Origin of the sequence: Flavobacterium sediminilitoris (assembly GCF_023008245.1) — a bacterium.
GTDB classification, from domain to species: Bacteria; Bacteroidota; Bacteroidia; order Flavobacteriales; family Flavobacteriaceae; genus Flavobacterium; species Flavobacterium sediminilitoris.
In genome coordinates this window covers 1,330,897-1,349,186 of the sequence record NZ_CP090145.1, presented here as the reverse complement: position 1 = coordinate 1,349,186, position 18,290 = coordinate 1,330,897, and the positions used below count along the sequence as shown (strand labels likewise).

19 protein-coding genes are annotated in these 18,290 nt (G+C 29.7%); 9 read left to right on the top strand and 10 right to left on the bottom strand.

What is annotated here, in order from left to right:
• Positions 1 to 397: 397 nt before the first annotated feature.
• Positions 398 to 1,246 (top strand): phytanoyl-CoA dioxygenase family protein, encoded by an 849-nt coding sequence (locus LXD69_RS06135; RefSeq protein ID WP_246918268.1) that lies wholly within the window; start codon positions 398 to 400, stop codon positions 1,244 to 1,246.
• A 3-nt stretch (positions 1,247 to 1,249) separates the two neighbouring features.
• Here the strand turns inward: LXD69_RS06135 and LXD69_RS06130 are convergent, their stop codons facing one another.
• Together LXD69_RS06130 and purN are read right to left on the bottom strand one after the other, a co-directional pair.
• On the bottom strand, positions 1,250 to 1,726 hold the full coding sequence (locus LXD69_RS06130; protein ID WP_246918266.1) for a ribonuclease HI: 477 nt from the start codon (positions 1,724 to 1,726) through the stop codon (positions 1,250 to 1,252).
• Positions 1,727 to 1,732: 6 nt separating this feature from the next.
• Entirely contained in the window at positions 1,733 to 2,302 is a 570-nt protein-coding gene (gene purN / locus LXD69_RS06125; protein WP_045969950.1) for a phosphoribosylglycinamide formyltransferase, read from the bottom strand.
• Between the two features lie 173 nt (positions 2,303 to 2,475).
• Between purN and LXD69_RS06120 the strand changes: the two genes are divergently transcribed.
• The 7 genes from LXD69_RS06120 (at position 2,476) to LXD69_RS06090 (ending at position 8,473) form a co-directional block, all read left to right on the top strand.
• Entirely contained in the window at positions 2,476 to 2,712 is a 237-nt protein-coding gene (locus LXD69_RS06120; RefSeq protein WP_045969952.1) for an acyl carrier protein, read from the top strand.
• 297 nt (positions 2,713 to 3,009) lie between these two features.
• Positions 3,010 to 4,263, top strand: a complete 1,254-nt coding sequence (gene fabF / locus LXD69_RS06115) for a beta-ketoacyl-ACP synthase II (RefSeq protein WP_246918264.1) — start codon at positions 3,010 to 3,012, stop codon at positions 4,261 to 4,263.
• 6 nt (positions 4,264 to 4,269) lie between these two features.
• The gene (gene rnc / locus LXD69_RS06110) at positions 4,270 to 5,013 is read left to right on the top strand and encodes a ribonuclease III (RefSeq protein WP_045969956.1); all 744 of its coding nucleotides are present in this window, start codon (positions 4,270 to 4,272) and stop codon (positions 5,011 to 5,013) included.
• 113 nt (positions 5,014 to 5,126) lie between these two features.
• The gene (locus LXD69_RS06105; RefSeq protein ID WP_045969958.1) at positions 5,127 to 5,600 is read left to right on the top strand and encodes an IPExxxVDY family protein; all 474 of its coding nucleotides are present in this window, start codon (positions 5,127 to 5,129) and stop codon (positions 5,598 to 5,600) included.
• Positions 5,601 to 5,605: 5 nt separating this feature from the next.
• Entirely contained in the window at positions 5,606 to 7,036 is a 1,431-nt protein-coding gene (gene pyk / locus LXD69_RS06100) for a pyruvate kinase (protein ID WP_045969960.1), read from the top strand.
• Between the two features lie 33 nt (positions 7,037 to 7,069).
• Positions 7,070 to 7,828: a Bax inhibitor-1/YccA family protein gene (locus LXD69_RS06095; RefSeq protein ID WP_045969962.1), complete on the top strand. Its 759-nt coding sequence runs from the start codon at positions 7,070 to 7,072 to the stop codon at positions 7,826 to 7,828.
• Positions 7,829 to 7,927: 99 nt separating this feature from the next.
• A complete protein-coding gene (locus tag LXD69_RS06090) occupies positions 7,928 to 8,473 on the top strand; it encodes a hypothetical protein (RefSeq protein WP_246918263.1) in 546 nt (181 codons plus the stop codon).
• 52 nt (positions 8,474 to 8,525) lie between these two features.
• On the opposite strand, the gene dinB is transcribed toward LXD69_RS06090, so the two are convergent.
• Positions 8,526 to 9,635, bottom strand: a complete 1,110-nt coding sequence (gene dinB / locus LXD69_RS06085) for a DNA polymerase IV (RefSeq protein WP_045969966.1) — start codon at positions 9,633 to 9,635, stop codon at positions 8,526 to 8,528.
• Between the two features lie 168 nt (positions 9,636 to 9,803).
• Here dinB and LXD69_RS06080 point away from each other — a divergent pair, with 168 nt between their 5' ends.
• Positions 9,804 to 10,271 carry a CYTH domain-containing protein gene (locus tag LXD69_RS06080; protein WP_246918262.1) on the top strand — a complete coding sequence of 156 codons (468 nt, stop codon included), beginning with the start codon at positions 9,804 to 9,806 and terminating at the stop codon, positions 10,269 to 10,271.
• A gap of 99 nt (positions 10,272 to 10,370) precedes the next feature.
• On the opposite strand, the gene LXD69_RS06075 is transcribed toward LXD69_RS06080, so the two are convergent.
• The 7 genes from LXD69_RS06075 to LXD69_RS06045 form a co-directional block, all read right to left on the bottom strand.
• Positions 10,371 to 10,958: a TetR/AcrR family transcriptional regulator gene (locus tag LXD69_RS06075; protein ID WP_246918260.1), complete on the bottom strand. Its 588-nt coding sequence runs from the start codon at positions 10,956 to 10,958 to the stop codon at positions 10,371 to 10,373.
• Between the two features lie 39 nt (positions 10,959 to 10,997).
• A complete protein-coding gene (locus LXD69_RS06070) occupies positions 10,998 to 12,392 on the bottom strand; it encodes an efflux transporter outer membrane subunit (protein ID WP_246918258.1) in 1,395 nt (464 codons plus the stop codon).
• An 11-nt stretch (positions 12,393 to 12,403) separates the two neighbouring features.
• On the bottom strand, positions 12,404 to 15,541 hold the full coding sequence (locus LXD69_RS06065; protein WP_246918256.1) for an efflux RND transporter permease subunit: 3,138 nt from the start codon (positions 15,539 to 15,541) through the stop codon (positions 12,404 to 12,406).
• Positions 15,542 to 15,574: 33 nt separating this feature from the next.
• Entirely contained in the window at positions 15,575 to 16,678 is a 1,104-nt protein-coding gene (locus tag LXD69_RS06060; RefSeq protein WP_246918253.1) for an efflux RND transporter periplasmic adaptor subunit, read from the bottom strand.
• Between the two features lie 23 nt (positions 16,679 to 16,701).
• Positions 16,702 to 17,184 (bottom strand): GbsR/MarR family transcriptional regulator, encoded by a 483-nt coding sequence (locus LXD69_RS06055; protein WP_246918251.1) that lies wholly within the window; start codon positions 17,182 to 17,184, stop codon positions 16,702 to 16,704.
• Positions 17,185 to 17,292: 108 nt separating this feature from the next.
• On the bottom strand, positions 17,293 to 17,763 hold the full coding sequence (locus LXD69_RS06050) for a septal ring lytic transglycosylase RlpA family protein (protein WP_246918250.1): 471 nt from the start codon (positions 17,761 to 17,763) through the stop codon (positions 17,293 to 17,295).
• Between the two features lie 24 nt (positions 17,764 to 17,787).
• Positions 17,788 to 18,210, bottom strand: a complete 423-nt coding sequence (locus tag LXD69_RS06045) for a hypothetical protein (RefSeq protein WP_045969983.1) — start codon at positions 18,208 to 18,210, stop codon at positions 17,788 to 17,790.
• Between the last annotated feature and the right edge of the window lie 80 nt (positions 18,211 to 18,290).

The following is an 18,290-nucleotide window of genomic DNA, read 5'->3' as shown; positions in this document are numbered from 1 at the left end:
TAAATAATTTAACTATTTTAGAGTGTTAAAAAATAATTAACCACAATTTAAAAATAGTGGCTTAACGTTTATAAGAATTGTCTTCTTTTTCTAAGAATTATAGTATAGTTACAGATAATGAGAAAAATAGTTGTATTTTATATAGAGTAAGGCGATCATCACTAATGATTGACGGTAATCCTAAAACCATATGCGAAAAAGAAAATTTGTCCGACATTTTGTTGTAAATCCATGTTATAGCCTTGGAAAACAGCAAAACAGTAGAAGGGTATTTTACTTTGAAGCGATAATTTCCTTATTTTTATAGTTTTGTAATATTATTAGATACTACGGAATTAAGGTTTCAAACACGTATAAAAAAGAGTTTTTTGAATACATTTAAATAATTATAGTTAAAATGAATAAATACATCACAAAAGAGCAAATAAATGAATTTTACACAGAAGGTTTTGTGAAACTGACTAGTTGTCTATCACAAGAATTACTCTATAAACTAAATCTTTTTTTTGATGAAGTTATTGCCGATAAAAATGATCATCAAAAGGTAACAATTACAGTTGATGATAAAAAATTTATTACAAATCTTGAATTATTGTGTTATAAAAACAATTTAGCTTGCTTAGAATTGTTGGGAAATCCTTTTTTGTTAGAAATTGCGCAAGCTATATGTGGTGATGATTTTTTTGCCATTCAGGAATTTGCTGTACTTAAGAATTTAGGAGATAATTTACCTGTTTTATGGCATCAAGACATGATGCATAAAAGAACTGGAAATTGTTTTACTGTAGGTATTTATATTGACAATGCTAATTTAAACGATGGTGCTTTAAGGGTTATTCCTAAAAGTCATTTAAGTAATAAAAACATATGTGATTTAGCAAAAGAAGATTTTATTGAAGTTCCTATGCAACCTGGTGATATCCTTATTCATGATATGATGTTAGCACACAGTTCGGAACCTTTGCAGAAGAACCAAAAAAGAAGGGTGATTTATTTTGAATTTTTATCTGCTAAACAAGTAGAAGTTGAAAATATCTACACAAAAGAGCTTGTTGAAAACAGAACAAAGTTATTAGCTCTTGCTATGAGCTATTATAAATTACAAAATCCTTTATCAGAGCAATTTGATTGGAAAAAAAATGATTTTAAATATTGTGAAACAGAAAAAGAAATACGAGTTCTTTTAAATGAAGTATATTCTATTCCTATAAAAGCAAAACCTTCAAATTATTGTTTTGAATTTTAAAACTTACAACATTTTTTTATCTTCTTTTTCATAAAAAGCGTCAATAGAAAGTTTTTCTTGTTGAGATGCCATAACAGCTAACTCATCACAACGTTCGTTTTGTGGATGATTATTATGTCCTTTTACCCATTTAAAATCTACTTGATGCTTACGATAGGATTTTAAAAAACGTATCCATAAATCTGGATTTTTTTTATCCTTAAAAGATATTTTTTCCCATTGAAAAACCCATCTTTTCTCTACAGCATCAACTACATATTTGGAATCGGAAACCACTAATACTTTCGTTTTTGATTTTTTAAGTTTTTCTAAACCAACAATAACAGCTAATAATTCCATTCTGTTATTAGTTGACAATCGAAATCCTTCATAAAATTCTTTTTTATAAGGAGTTCCAACCATTTCCATGACAACACCATAACCAGCTGGTCCCGGGTTACCTTTTGCAGCACCATCTGTATATATATGGACTTCGTACATTTAAAATTATGAGTTATTAGATATAAATTTTTCTATTACTTCAGGAAAATATTGATGTTCCAATTCTTGTACCTTTTTCGCAACATCTTCTGGAGTTATACAATCTTCAATATTGACACTTTTTTGAAAAATAAATTCTCCTTCGTCATAATTTCCATTTACATAATGAATTGTTATTCCTGTCTCTATTTCTTTATTATCCAAAACTGCCTTATGAACATGCATTCCATACATTCCTTTTCCTCCATAGTTCGGCAATAACGCTGGATGAATATTAATCACTCTCTGAGGATAAAAATTAATTATCTCCTCTGGAAATTTTAATAAAAACCCAGCTAAAACAATTAAATTTGGTTGAATCTCATCTAGTTTTTCTAAAACAGTTCCATCATTAAGCTCTACTTTATTAAACACCACTCCTTGTATATCATGATGTTTTGCCTTTTCCAAAACTTTGGCATGAGGATTGTTTGTAAAGATAGCGACTACGTTCCCAAGACTCGATTTTTTGAAATGTAATATTATCTTTTCGGCATTAGAACCATTACCAGAAGCGAATAGTACTATTTTTTGCATTATCCTGTAATTTTAATTACACAAAAAAAAGAATAATAATTGGTAAAAAATAGAAAAACAGAGTCTTTATTAATTATTTTTTTTAATTTCGTAGTCTTATTTAGTAACAAAAATGTTGTTTTAAAATAAAGTTTTTTATTTTTGCCAACAAATTAAATTAAAAATTAGAGATTATGTCAGACATTGCATCAAGAGTAAAAGCGATTATCGTAGACAAATTAGGTGTTGACGAAAATGAAGTTGTAATTGAAGCTAGCTTCACTAACGATTTAGGAGCTGATTCATTAGACACTGTTGAGTTAATTATGGAGTTCGAAAAAGAATTTGACATTCAAATTCCAGATGATCAAGCTGAAAACATTGCTACTGTAGGTCAAGCTATTTCTTACATCGAAGAAGCTAAGAAATAATATTTTAAGTACCCATAAGTTTTATTCTTATGGGTCTTTTAATTATTTTTTATTTCTTGTTTTTAGAATCTTTTACTTGATTGCCTCTTAAATAGTTACAATACTATTTCAAAAGGTAAAATGTTTAGGATGAGTTTTGTAATTATATTTGTTTATATTTATATCAAAATTTATTCATTTTGTAGAAAACATTGATTGTATTACAATCATAAAATAAAAACTATGTAATACCCATTGTTTCTTTTAGTTTTCATTAAAAGCACTTTGGGTTTTTTTATATAATTAAAAAATTTTTATATGCAATTAAAGCGTGTTGTTGTAACTGGTCTAGGAGCATTAACCCCAATAGGGAATAATGTAGAAGAATACTGGAATGGTTTAATCGAAGGAAAAAGTGGAGCTGCACCTATTACCTATTACGATACAGAAAAACATAAAACCAAATTTGCTTGTCAGGTTAAAAACTTCAATATTGAAGATTTTATAGACCGAAAAGAATCTAGACGTTTAGATAAATTTGCTCAGTACGCTGTCGTTGCTAGTGACGAAGCTATAAAAGACGCTGGAATAACTCACGAAAATGTTAACAAACATAGAGTTGGTGTTATTTGGGGTGCAGGAATTGGAGGATTAGAAACTTTCCAAGAAGAAGTGCTATACTATGCAAAAGGCGATGGCACTCCTAAATTCAACCCTTTCTTTATCCCAAAAATGATTGCAGATATTGCTCCTGCTCATATTTCTATGAGAAATGGATTCATGGGACCAAATTACACAACTGTTTCTGCTTGTGCTTCTTCTGCTAACGCATTAATTGATGCATTCAATTACATTCGTTTAGGAATGTGTGATGTAATTATTTCTGGTGGATCAGAAGCGGCTGTTACTATTGCTGGAATGGGAGGATTTAACTCTATGCATGCTTTATCAACAAGAAACGAAAGTCCTGAAACAGCTTCAAGACCTTTTGATGCTACTCGTGATGGATTCGTACTTGGAGAAGGAGCTGGAGCATTAGTCCTTGAAGAATATGAACACGCAAAAGCACGTGGTGCAAAAATATATTGTGAAATTGGTGGTGGTGGAATGTCATCAGATGCTTATCATTTAACAGCTCCACATCCTGAAGGATTAGGTGTAATTGCTGTAATGGAAAATACACTACGTGACGCTGGGATGAATCCAGAAGATGTTCAACATATCAATACACACGGAACATCAACTCCTTTAGGTGATGTTGCAGAATTAAAAGCAATAAGTGCTGTTTTTGGCGATCATGCTAAAAACATTAACATCAATTCTACTAAATCTATGACAGGTCATCTTCTAGGTGCTGCTGGAGGAATTGAAGCCATTGCTTCTATCTTAGCTATTAAAAATGGTATTATTCCTCCAACAATTAATCACACAACTGTTGATGAAAACATTAATCCAGAACTTAACTTAACTTTAAACAAAGCTCAAAAGAGAGAAATTAAAGTTGCAATGAGTAACACTTTTGGATTTGGTGGTCATAATGCATGTGTGTTGTTTAAAAAATTAGAAGAATAATCTATAATGCGTAAGTTTTTAAAAAAAATAATAAGAAATTCCCGTTCTCAAGAAGACGGGATTTTTTTTGACAAACTTTGCAAAATACTTGGATTTAAACCATTAAATATTATTTTTTATACTAAAGCTTTTACACATCGCTCAACAAATAAATTAGATAAAACTGGAAATCCTTTTAACTATGAACGTTTAGAGTTTTTAGGTGATGCAATGTTAGGTAGTGTTATTGCTGCTCATTTATACAATGAGGTTCCTACAGGAGATGAAGGTTATCTTACCAAAATGCGATCAAAAATAGTAAGTAGAGAGCATTTGAATGAGTTAGGTAGAGATTTAAACTTAATTCAATTTATTGAAAGTAAAGCGAATCCTCTTCATTTTGGAGAGAATATACATGGTAATATTTTTGAAGCTTTTATTGGTGCTATTTATCTTGATAGAGGCTATTCTTATTGTGAAAAATTCATTCATAATAAGGTAATTGATTCTTATGTAGACATTCCAAAACTTGAGGGAAAAGTTATTAGCTATAAAAGTTTAGTTATTGAATGGTGTCAAAAAGAAAAGAAACAATTCTTTTTTGATGTTTTTGATGATACTGGTGTTGAAGATCAAAAATATTTTGGTGTAAAATTAATTATTGATCAAAAAATAATAGGAAAAGGAAGAGCTACATCAAAGAAAAAAGCTGAAGAAAAAGCTGCAAAAAGAGCATATTTTGCTCTTCAAGAAAAAATTGATAAAAAATAATCCTTAAAGTTATAAACTAAAACGTTTTCGAAATAAAACATTTGTTAACTTCTTTATAAACAATACTTTTTATACTATTTTAAAATAGTATATTTACAGCATATTTATACAAAATGGCCATTCATAAAATTCAAATAAATGACTTTATTTCGACAGATTATGAGCTTATCGCCATCCACACTACTATTGAGGATTATCGTTTAGCTTATTTCATTAATCAAGCGTTACAAATTCAATTGAGCAAAAGCGACTCAAATATTGAAATCAAATCAAAAGAAGGAAAAAGTTTATTTAGTCATTTTATTTATGATGACGAAGTAAATGATATTGTATGGAATTTATTAGAAAATAAAACAACTCTTATCCCTTCAGAGCAAAAAATAACTGGTATTTTTGATTCTATAGATATTACAACATATATGCTACCAGAGTTAAAAAAAGCCGAATTTATATTAAAAATAGAGAATATTGAAGGTGCTTTTTCTTTGGAAGATATTTTACAATCTATTTTGAAAACGAACCAAATTTCAACAGGTTATATTGTTGATCAAACTAAACTTAAATCTAAAAATAATTTAATTTTTTAATTAAAATGCCGACAAATAAAAAAACTAAAATTGTTGCTACCTTAGGACCAGCATGTAGCACAAAAGAAATAATAAAAGGAATGATTGATGCTGGTGTAAATGTTTTTAGAATTAATTTTTCTCATGCAGACTATGAAGATGTAAAAGAAAGAATTAACATCATCAGGGAACTAAACAATGATTTTGGATATACTACTTCTATTTTAGCAGATTTACAAGGTCCTAAATTACGAGTAGGTGTAATGAAAGAAGATGTAGTAGTATCAAAAGGTGATATAATTACTTTTACAACGGCAGAAGATATTCTTGGAACTGCTGAAAAAGTGTACATGAACTACAAAGAATTTCCAAGAGATGTTAATGCAGGTGAACGCATTTTACTTGATGATGGAAAACTTATTTTTGAAGTTTTAAAAACCGATAAAGAAACTGAAGTAGAAGCAATTGTAGTACAAGGTGGTCCATTAAAATCTAAAAAAGGAGTTAATCTGCCTAATACTAAAGTGTCTTTACCAGCACTAACAAAAAAAGATATTAAAGACGCTATTTTTGCTATAGAATGTAAAGTAGATTGGTTAGCATTATCTTTTGTTCGTACTCCAAAAGACCTTGAAGAGCTACAAGATTTAATTGCTAAACATTCGGATCATAAAATTCCTATTATAGCAAAGATTGAAAAACCTGAAGCTGTTGAAAATATTGATAAAATTGTTGCTTTTTGTGATGGTTTAATGGTTGCTAGAGGAGATTTAGGTGTTGAAATTCCTGCTGAACAAGTTCCTTTAATTCAAAAGAAATTAATTCATAGAGCAAAAACAGCTAGAATCCCTGTAATTGTTGCAACACAAATGATGGAAACGATGATTACGAGTTTAACTCCTACAAGAGCAGAAGTAAATGATGTAGCAAATTCTGTAATGGATGGTGCAGATGCAGTAATGCTTTCAGGTGAAACATCTGTTGGTAATTATCCTGTACAAGTAATTGAAACCATGACTCGTATTATTGAGAGTGTGGAAGATTCACCTCTTATTAAAGTTCCTTTAAATGCTCCTCATGTAAGAACAAATCGTTTTATAACGAAGTCTATATGCTATCATGCTGCAATAATGGCTGATGATATTAATGCAAAAGCTATAACTACTCTTACGAATAGTGGTTATACTGCATTTCAAATTTCGGCTTGGAGACCAAAATCACATATTTTAGTTTTCACATCAAACAAACGAATTCTAACACAATTAAACTTGCTTTGGGGTGTGAGAGCATATTACTATGACAAATTTGTTAGCACAGATGATACTATTGACGATGTTAATCAAATTTGTTTAGAAAAAGGCTATGTAAAAACAGGAGATATGATTATAAATCTTGCTGCAATGCCTATTGTAAAAAAAGGAATGGTAAATACTCTTCGTGTTTCAGAAATTGAATAATTTTTCTTTATTTTTGATAAAAATTTAACCCATATGAATTTAAAATCTAAAAATCCTTTTTTAGGATCAAAGTCATTCAATAACACTTCAAGAGAAGCTAATGAAACAGTTATTAGCTATGAAGATACTATGACAGTGAATGGAGCTATAAACAAAAGTTTCATTTTATTAGCTGCTTTACTTACTTCTGCTTGTATTAGCTGGTGGATGGCATTTAATGGTTATAATCCGATGCTTTTCACAATTGGTGGAGCTATAATTGGATTTATATTAGTTCTGATTGCTTCTTTTAAACCTTCTACTTCTCCATGGGTTGCTCCTGGATATGCTTTATTTGAAGGTTTATTTATAGGTGGAATTTCTGCTTATTTTGAAGCTGCTTATCCAGGAGTAGTTATTCAGGCTGTTAGTTGTACTTTTATAACATTTATTGTGTGTTTTGCATTGTATAAATATAAAATTGTAAAAGTTACTGAAAAATTCAAATCTATTGTAATTGCAGCAACATTAGCCATTTTCACATACTATCTGTTATCATGGGTTTTATCTTTATTTATTAATTTTGAACCTATACATAGAGGGAATTCTTTAATGAGTATTGGTATTAGTGTATTTGTTATTATTATTGCAGCTTTAAATTTATTTTTAGATTTTGACCAAATTGAAGATGGTGCAGAAAAGCAAATGCCTAAATATATGGAATGGTTCAGCGCAATGGGCTTAATGATAACCTTAGTATGGTTATATGTTGAGTTCTTACGTTTACTAGCAAAATTATCTAGTAGAGATTAATCTTCACTTAAAATATAATTAAAGCAATCCAAAAGGGTTGCTTTTTTTTAAACCAATAAAAAAATTTATACATTTGAATTAAAATTAAAACATAAAAAAATGAAAAAAATCTATTTAGCAATAGCTATTCTTGCTTTAACATTACAAACTTCATGTAAAAAAGAAGGAACAACAGAAGAGAACACACCTTCAACAGAAACTACAGCTACTTCAGAAAATGAAACAAAATCTGAAGACAATACAGCTATGAATACTCCAAAAACTTATACTGTAACTGCTACTCCTGAAGTTTCTATTTTAGGTAAAAAAAGTGAAGCAGAAGTAAAAGTAATAAACTTGAAAGCTTTAGAATTATCTGATCCCGATGGTAAAATTACTGGGATTGAATTTACTTATCAAATTGAAGTAACTAATAAAAATTTAATAAATGGAGGAAGTATATTTATTACACCTTCTGAATTCAGATTAGAATTAGATAACGGAAACAAGATTTCTCACGAAAGCTATAACTCAATAAGGGTTAAAGAAGAAGAAACAAAAACTAGTGAAACTCAAACTTTTAAAATTCCTGCTGGAACTAAACCCGTTAATTTACATTTGTTCTTTGATGAAACTAGAGCAGTTGTTAAATTAGACATGCAATAATCTATTTTTTTATAAAAAAATTAAAAAAGCAGACTTTTAAAAGTCTGCTTTTTTATTCCTTAAACTCAAATTGTAATTGAATAGAAATACTTTTTTGTGTAGGTTCGTTTTTCTTTTTTTCTTGATTGTTTAAATTATGTAATGATAAACCTAAAAGTCTTACAGAGTTTTTTAATCGTTCTTGATACAATAATTCTTTAGCTATATCAATCATTAAATCTTTATCTGAAATATAGTAAGGCAACGTTTTACTTCTTGTTTGCAAGGTAAAATCGGAATATTTTAGTTTTAACGTGATTGTTTTTCCTGCTATTTTACTTTTATGCAAACGCTTTTCGAGTTCGTTTGCAATACTTATTATCTTTTCTTCTAAAAACACTTCAGATGAAAGGTTTTCAAAGAAAGTTCGTTCTGCACCAACAGATTTTATTGTCCTATTTGGTTTCACTTGACTGTTGTGAATACCACGACATATTTGGTAATAATAAGTACCACTGTTGTTAAAGTGCTTTTCTAAAAAGTCTAGCCCTTTTTGTTTTAAATCATAACCAGTAAAAATACCTAATTGATACATTTTTTCGGCTGTTACTTTACCAATACCATAGAATTTTTTAATATCTAAAGCTTCTAAAAAAGTTTCTACTTCATCAGGATTTACTGTTTTTTGTCCGTTTGGTTTATTATAATCAGAAGCTATTTTGGCAACAAATTTATTAACTGAAATTCCCGCAGAAGCAGTTAATCCTACTTCTTCATAAATACGTTTTCTAATTTCTTGTGCTATTAATGATGCACTAGGATTGTTCTTTTTGTTTTCAGTAACATCTAAATAAGCTTCATCAAGAGAAAGTGGTTCTACCAAATCTGTATATTCTAAAAATATTTTCCTTATTTTTCTAGAAATCTCTTTGTAACGATCAAAACGTGGCGGTACAAAAATAAGTTCAGGACAATTTCGCTTTGCTTGAATACCACTCATTGCTGAACGAACACCAAATTTTCTAGCTTCATAACTTGCAGCACTTACTACTCCTCGCGCTTCATTTCCTCCCACAGCTAAAGGTTTTCCTTTTAACTCTGGATTATCCATTTGTTCTACCGATGCATAAAATGCATCCATATCTATATGAATAATTTTACGATATGATAGCGTATTCTCCATTGTACAAATTTAGTCTATATTTGATTTTATAGCCCTGATAGTAATGAAAATCCTTTTATTTTTTCTTTACAACATAATAGCAGAAAATAAAAGATTGTAGTGGATAGCAGGAAACAGCTTCAAATAAAAAAGAAGTTGTATTTTTAAGGTTTTAAAATTACTTTTTAAATGATTGAGATAGAACGAAAGTTTTTAGTAAAATCTGATGCTTTTTTAAATGATTACAGTTGTTGTAATAGAATTATACAAGGTTATTTGTCTTCTTCGCCAGAACGTACTGTTAGGGTTCGAATAAAAGGCAATAAAGGCTATTTAACTATTAAAGGTAAAAGTAGTGATAGTGGTTTAAGCAGGTTTGAATGGGAAAAAGAGATTGTTTTAGAAGAAGCTGAACAATTATTAACACTTTGCGAAAGAGGTGTTATTGATAAAACACGATATGAAGTTATTGTGGGAACACATTTATATGAAATAGATGTTTTTACATCTGAAAATGATGGATTAATTATTGCTGAACTTGAACTAACAAGTGAAGACGAAGTATTTGAAAAACCAGAATGGTTAGGAAATGAAGTAACAAATGATAATCGTTATTACAATTCTTATTTAAGTAAACATCCTTTTAAAACATGGTAAAATGAAAGATTGTATTACATTTTTAATTGCTATAATATACTTTCAAATATATCTATAAAAGTAGAGACTTTGTCTTAATGAGCTGCAAAAGGGAGTAAATTAAAGTAAATTAAAGCAATCTTTTGTTACAATTCCTTTTAATTTTAATGTAATAAAATAATCTAATATTTCTTGATTTGTGTAATTTTCAAATACTTTATATTTCCATAATTTTTCATCAATATCGTCAAAATTAATGGCTGAAAAAAAAGCTATATCTATTGTTTGAATAATTAATTTTTCGTCTTTAGCTTGTTGTAAAAGTGGCAATAAAATTTCGTCTCGCATTTGCTTTTTATACTTTTGATATTCTTCCATAACTGCTCGATGGTATTTTTTTAAACTGTATAAAAAGATAGGATCAATGGTACTGATATTTTGAATAGCAATAATATAAATTGCAATTATCTTCTGTAATGGATTTTGATTAGATTCTATGATTTCATTGACTTCATCTATAAATTTTTTCCAAAGTAAATCAACGGCTTCTAACAACAATGCTTCTTTATTCTTAAATAATGTATACAATGTTTTTTTAGACAGTCCAAATTCTTCTGCAATATCGTCCATGGTAATATTTTTACTACCATATTTTAGAAAATGATCTAATGTTTTTTCTAGTAATAATGCTTTCTTATCGTTTTCCATAGTATAAAAAAAGCCCTGAAAAACAGGGCTCATTGTATTTTAATTACCTCCTCCTAATGATTTGTATAACTTGATAACTGCATTCATTTGTTTGAATTTATTATCTATATAATTAATCTCAGTATTTAAGGCATTGTCTTTTGCTGTTAATACTTCTAAGTAATTTACTAAACCATACTGTAATAATTCATCTGAATAATCAGCAGCTTTTGTTAAAGCATCTAACTGTTTTTCACGAATAGTTAGCTTATCACTTTCATTTTCATAACTTGCTAAAGCATCGGAAACTTCTTTTCCTGCAATTAATAATGCTTTTTCATATTGCAAATAAGCTTTTTGTTGATTTGCTTTTGCAACTTCTAAACGTGTTTTATTCTGACGTTGATTAAAAATAGGCTGTGCAAGTCCTGTAATAATATTTGCAAAAATAGATTTGGAGTTGAACCAATCTTTCAATTCTAAACTTTGTAATCCTCCTGTTGCACTTAATGTCAATGATGGATAGAAATAGCTTCTTGCTACATTTGTTAGTTCAAAAGTGTTTCTAAAGTTTAATTCAGCAGCCACAACATCTGGTCTCTTGCTTAATAAGTACGCTGGTAATCCAACTTTAACATTTGCTTCTATTTTTTGTGTATCAAAAGAAGAACGTTCTACAGCTTCTGGTGATTTCCCTAGAAGTTGTGTAAATGAATTTTCTAATACTTTAAGATTGTATTCTAAATCTTTCAAAATAATTTCAGTAGCATATTTTTGCGCTTCCGTTTGTTGTACTGCAACTTCATTAACGTTTCCTGCCTCTTTTAAAGCTTTAATAACTTCAACACTTTTATTTCTATTTTCAATTGTTTGTGCTACTACTTTTATTTGTGAATCAGTAGCTAACATTTGATAATACAACGAAGCAATATTAGCAATTAATTCTGTTTGAATTGCTTGTTTTGCAGCAGAAGTTTGTAAATATTGTGCAACAGAAGCTCTTTTATTACTTCTTATTTTTCCCCAAATATCAGCTTCCCAAGATAATTTTGCAGATAACTCATATTGATCTAAGGAACCATTAAACAAACGTCCGAATTGACTATTTTTTGACAATTCTTGGTGTGTCCAAGTTGCGTTTGCATTCAATGCAGGAAAATAACCTGCTTTTCCTTGTTTCATCATAGCTTCTGCAGCTTCCATATTTTGCAATGCTATTTGCATGTCTAAATTATTCTGCAATCCTTCATTTATATAAGCCTGTAAAAGAGTATCTGTAAATAATTTATCCCAAGAAACCATTGCAAGTGAAGTACTATCAATTACTTGATCTGTACGATATAAATTCTGTGTTTCCACTTTTGGCGCTTCATAATTTTTAGACACAAAACACGATTGAGCTAAAAACATTATTGCAACTAAAAAGCTACCTTTTATGATAAGTTGTTTTTTCATTTTCTTTTTGATTATAAGCTTTCTACATCATTTTCTTCTGGTTTACCACTAATCTTTTCTTGTAAATTTTGAAAAACAATAAATAGAACTGGAATTACAAAAACTCCTAAGATTGTTCCTATCAACATTCCTCCAATTGCTCCTGTTCCAATAGCATTATTCCCTACTGCACCTGCTCCTTTAGCTAACATCAATGGCATTAATCCAAGGATAAAAGCAAATGATGTCATCAAAATGGGACGTAAACGGGCTGTTGCTCCTTGAACAGCAGCTTGCGCTATACTCCAACCTTTTCTTCTGGAATCTGCTGCAAACTCTACTATCAAAATAGCATTCTTAGCCAATAAACCAATAAGCATAATCAAGGTAATTTGAAGATAAATATTATCACTTACATTGAAAAAATAGGCAAAAATATAAGCTCCAGCTAAACCTACAGGTAATGATAATAGAACCGCAAAAGGTAACATATAGCTTTCATATTGAGCAGCTAATAAGAAATAAACAAAAACTAAACAAAGAAGGAATATATATAGTGTTTGTCCTCCTGCACTAATTTCTTCACGTGTCATTCCTGAGAATTCATATCCATAACCAATTGGTAGACTTTGACTTGCTACTTCTTCAATAGCTTTAATGGCATCACCTGTACTAAATCCTTCATTTGGTGCTCCAGTAATTTTAACCGATGTAAATAAATTAAAACGTTCAATTGCTTGAGGTCCAAAAACTTTTTCTAAAGTTACAAATTGAGAAATTGGAGCCATTTCACCTTTATTATTTCTTACCATTATACTATTTAAAGATTCTGGATCTGTTCTGAATTTTGGTTCTGACTGATAAATTACTCTATATTGTTTTCCAAATTTATTAAAATTGGATGCATAAACTCCTCCATAATATCCTTGCATAGTTCCTAAAACGTCTGTTACTGTTAAACCCGAGTTTTTAATTCTAGCAACATTTAAGTCAATACGATATTGTGGATAATTTGGAGAAAATGATGTCGCAGCATATTTAATTTCTGGTCGACTATTTAAAGCTCCTAAAAACTTATTGTTTACCTCATTTAATTCTTTAATTGTACCTCCTTTTTGATCTTGAAGTTGAAATTCAAATCCATTTGTAAATCCAAACCCTACAAGTGTTGGACGTGCAAAGAATAGAACTTTAGCATCTTTAACAACAGCCGCACGTTTGAATAATTCTCCAACAACTGCTGAAATTTCTTGATTAGCATCTGGTCGATCTGCCCATGGTTTCAATTTTACAATTACCATTCCGTAGTTACTTCCTGTTCCACTAATTAAACTTCTACCAGAAATACGAAGTACTTCTTTAATTTCAGGTAAGTCTTTCACCTTATTTTCAATTTGCAACAGTACTTCTTCTGTTCTTTCCAATGAAGTTCCAGGAGGAAGAGATACATCCGATAAAATAGCACCAGTATCTTCTCCAGGCACAAATGCTTTTGGCGTTATATTTAAAAGCAATACAAAAATTCCAGCGAAGACTGCTATTCCTAAAAAAGCTACCCATTTACGTTTAATGAAAAACTCTACTGATTTTTTATATTTAACTGTTGTTGCTTCAAAAGCGATATTAAACAATGAATAAAAACGTTGTAAAAACCCTTTTTTCTTTTCTTCTTCGTTATGCGGTTTTAAGAAAATGGCACATAAAGCTGGCGAAAGTGTAAGTGCATTAATAGCTGATAATACAATTGCAACGGCTAATGTTAAACCAAATTGTTTGTAGAAAACTCCCGCAGAACCACTAATAAAAGATACTGGAATAAAAACGGCTGACATTACAAGTGTTATTGAGATAATAGCACTACTGATATCATTCATGGCACTATGAGCTGCCTTTTTAGGATTCTTTTCCCCTGCTTCCATTTTGGCATGAACGGCTTCTACTACCACAATGGCATCATCCACCACAATTCCGACGGCAAGCACCAATGCAAATAGTGTCAATAAATTAATTGTAAATCCAAACAGACTCAAGAAGAAGAATGTACCAACGATTGCAACTGGAACCGAAATAGCTGGAATTAGTGTTGATCTCCAATCTTGTAAGAAAACAAAAACAACTAAGAATACTAATAAGAAAGCTTCTATTAAAGTATGGATAACTTTTGTGATAGATTCATCTAAAAAGTCATTTGCATTAATTAAGGTTGCGTAATCTACTCCTTTCGGGAAACTTACTTTTGCTTTTTCTAGCACTGCTAAAGAGCCTTCAATAACTTCTTGTGCATTTGATCCTGCTGTTTGAGCAATGGCAATGGCAATTGATTTATTCCCATTTGTACTTGCGCTACCAGCATAATTCACAGCTCCTAATTCAATTTTTGCTACATCTCCTAATTTTAGAACTTCTCCATTTTCTGTAGAACGAACTATAATTTCTTCAAACTCATTTGTAGTTTGTAAACGCCCTTTATATTTTAAAGTATATTGAAATGATTGATTTCCACTTTCTCCCAACTGACCAGGAGCAGCTTCAATATTTTGTTCTGCTAATAATGCTGTTACATCTGATGGAACTAACCCATAACTTGCCATAACATCTGGTTTTAACCAAATACGCATTGAATAATCTCTTTGACCAAATATTATGGCATCTCCAACCCCTGCTACACGTTTAATTTTTGGTAGAATATTGATATTCGCATAATTTTGAAGAAAGGTATCATCATATTCAGGGTTTTCACTATATAAAGACAAAATTAATATGTTATCACTTTGTCTTTTAGATGTTGTTACACCTGATCTTGTAACTTCTTGTGGTAATAAAGATGTTGCACGAGAAACTCTATTTTGGACATTAACAGCCGCTAAATCTGGGTTTGTACCTAATTTAAAATAAATACTTATAGAAGCTGAACCATCATTATTAGAAGTAGAACTCATGTAAGTCATGTCTTCTACACCATTGATTTGTTCTTCAAGTGGAATTACTACCGAATTCATTACAACTTCGGCACTTGCTCCTTGATAGTTTGCTGATACAGTTACTGTTGGCGGAGCTATTTCTGGATATTGTGAAACTGGAAGTGTGATTAACCCTAAAACTCCCAATATAACGATGATAATAGAAATCACCGTTGACAACACAGGTCTATCAATAAATTTTGAAAACATAGTTTATTAGTTTTTCAATCGTTAAATTGTAAATTATTTTTTAGGATTATCTAGTTCTTTTAAGTCAATAACTTCTGGTTTTATTGGTGTACCTTCTGCTACAATACCAACACCTTCTATTAAAAATTTATCATTTGCGCTTAATCCTTTATCTACTACGAAGTATTTACCCCCTGGAACTGCACGAACTTCAATAGGAACAAATTTTACTTTATTTTCATTATCTACAATTAAAGCGATTCTTTTATCTTGTAACTCGACCGTTGCATTTTGAGGAATTAGAATAACATCTTTCAAGTTAGTTGGAATTTGAATTACTCCGCTTCCACCTGATCTCAGCAATCTGTTTGGATTTGGAAAACTTGCTCTAACATTGAATGAACCTGTTTGCGTATTAGCTTGACCGCTAAATGTTTCTATTTTCCCCTTTTCTTGATATGCAATACCATTACTTAAAACCAAGTTTACTAAAGGCATATTACCTATTTTATCTTGGAAAGTTTTTCCTTCAGCATTCATCATAATGTCTAATTGTTCTTTTTCGTTAACTGAGAAATAAGCATAAACTTTGCTAATATCTGAAATTCGAGTTAAAGGTTGTGCTGTTTGACTACTTACATAACTTCCAATTCTTAAAGGCAATGTACCTACAATTCCATTTACTGGGCTTGTAATTGTAGCGTAGTTTATTCTGGCAATTATACTTTGATAGGTGCTTTTTGCACTGGCTAAATTAGCTTTAGCAGTTGCTAATTGTACATCACTAATAATTTTTCGTTCAACCAATGGCATCAAACGATTTACTTCTACTTGTGCAACATCTACTCTTGCTTTTGCAGCTCCTGCTTCTTGTGTAGCTGTTTGCGTTTCTAATTTGAAAAGCAATTGTCCTTTTTTTACTTCCTGTCCCTCATCAACGTATATTTTTTCAATATATCCATCTACTTTTGGACGAATATCTATATCTGTAATACCTTCTAATTTAGTTGGATATTCTGCTAATAAAGTGGTATTACTTTTAGAAACTTGAACTACTTTATAAGAGGATACAGGTAGAGTTGTTTTAGAACTATCTTTCTTATTACATGAAATCAGTAGGGTTATAACAAAAACAGTTATAAAATATTTTTTATTCATAGTTAGTATTTTTATTTATTGGATTAATTTGTGATTTCGATTTCTTTAAATTTTTCTATTGTATTAATTAGTAATTCTTCAACTTTCAGAATGTGTTCTTTGTAAGCAATACTATTTTTAAGATTTATAGCTTCTGCATTACAGGACACATTTTTCTCTCTATAATTCATAATTCTATTAATCAATGTTTTTTCATCTTCAACTAAATCTAAATAATTTTTTAATCGTTGACTTAAAGGTGCTGCTTTAAAGTATTTTTTTCTATCGTTTGGAATTGTATAATAATTTATTCTCCCCATTTTTAAAAGCAGATTAATGTTTGTTGAAACAGAACTTTTACTTGCTCCTAACTTTACAACTAATTCTTCAAAAGTTAATCCTGATTTACATGCATCTATCACTAATAATGCTAAAATTCTTGAACTCAATGGTGATAAATTATAATGCTTTTCAAAATGTACTCCAAACATTTCTATCAATTCTTCTTTCTCTTCTTGATTTGTCATTTTGAATATTTTTTTGCAAATTTATTAATTAGTTCGCTTACAACCGAACTAAACGAACTTAATTTTTTGTTAATTTTTTTGCATAAAAAAATCGGCAGTTGCCGATTTTTATTCTTCTATAATTTCTAGGTCTACAATTAAATATCCCCGTTTTTTATTTTTAGCAATCTCCATAAAAGCCTTTTTAGATAAATCTATCTCTCTTCCTTTTATAAAAGGTCCTCTATCATTTATAACTACAATTACAGATTTACCATTAACTGTATTGGTTACTTTAACTTTTGTTCCAAATTTTAATTTCTTATGTGCTGCTGTATAAAGGTTATTATTAAATTTTTGTCCACTTGCAGTTCTACGACCATTAAATTTATCATGATAATATGATGCATGAACACTTTCTTTGAATGATTTTATCACTAAAGAGGAATCTAAACTAATAGAGTCAACCAAAATAGTATCTTTTTTTATAGAATCAAAAAAGACATTTCTATTAGTAAATATACCTGTTTTTTTACTCGTAAAACTACTTGCAAAAACAAGTAAAAATAAAGAGCAAATTATTTTTGTTGAGAATTTCATTTCAATTTTTACAACTTAAAATCATTAGTTAAGCCAATTTGCCCAAGGTAACCTAGACAGAATTAGTAAAAACCCTATTGTATAGAAAATACCTATTTTTTTAAATTTACCATTATTACTTTCTTCTTTCTTATGTTTAGACCACCCTATTGTAATTAATGCTATTGCTATAATATTAATCAATGGATGTTCTAATGATGTTAAGCGAAATGCTTTATCCATATTTCCTAAAGATGCTGATCCTAAAGGAGAAACAAAATAAAGAACAAACCCTAATAATAATTGAAAATGCGACAATATTAAAGCAAACAATGATATTCTTAAATCTTTAGTTGTAAATATTTTTTTAGAAGTAATACCTATTATCGCATTTATTGCTGCTAAAAACAAAATTGACAAAACAATATAGGCAAAAATGGAATGTGCTGATTGTAGAGCTGAATACATAATTATTAATTTTAAAAGTGATTTGAACAAAGATACTAAATAAAAAAACCGCTTCACAAAAAATGTGAAGCGGTTAGTTA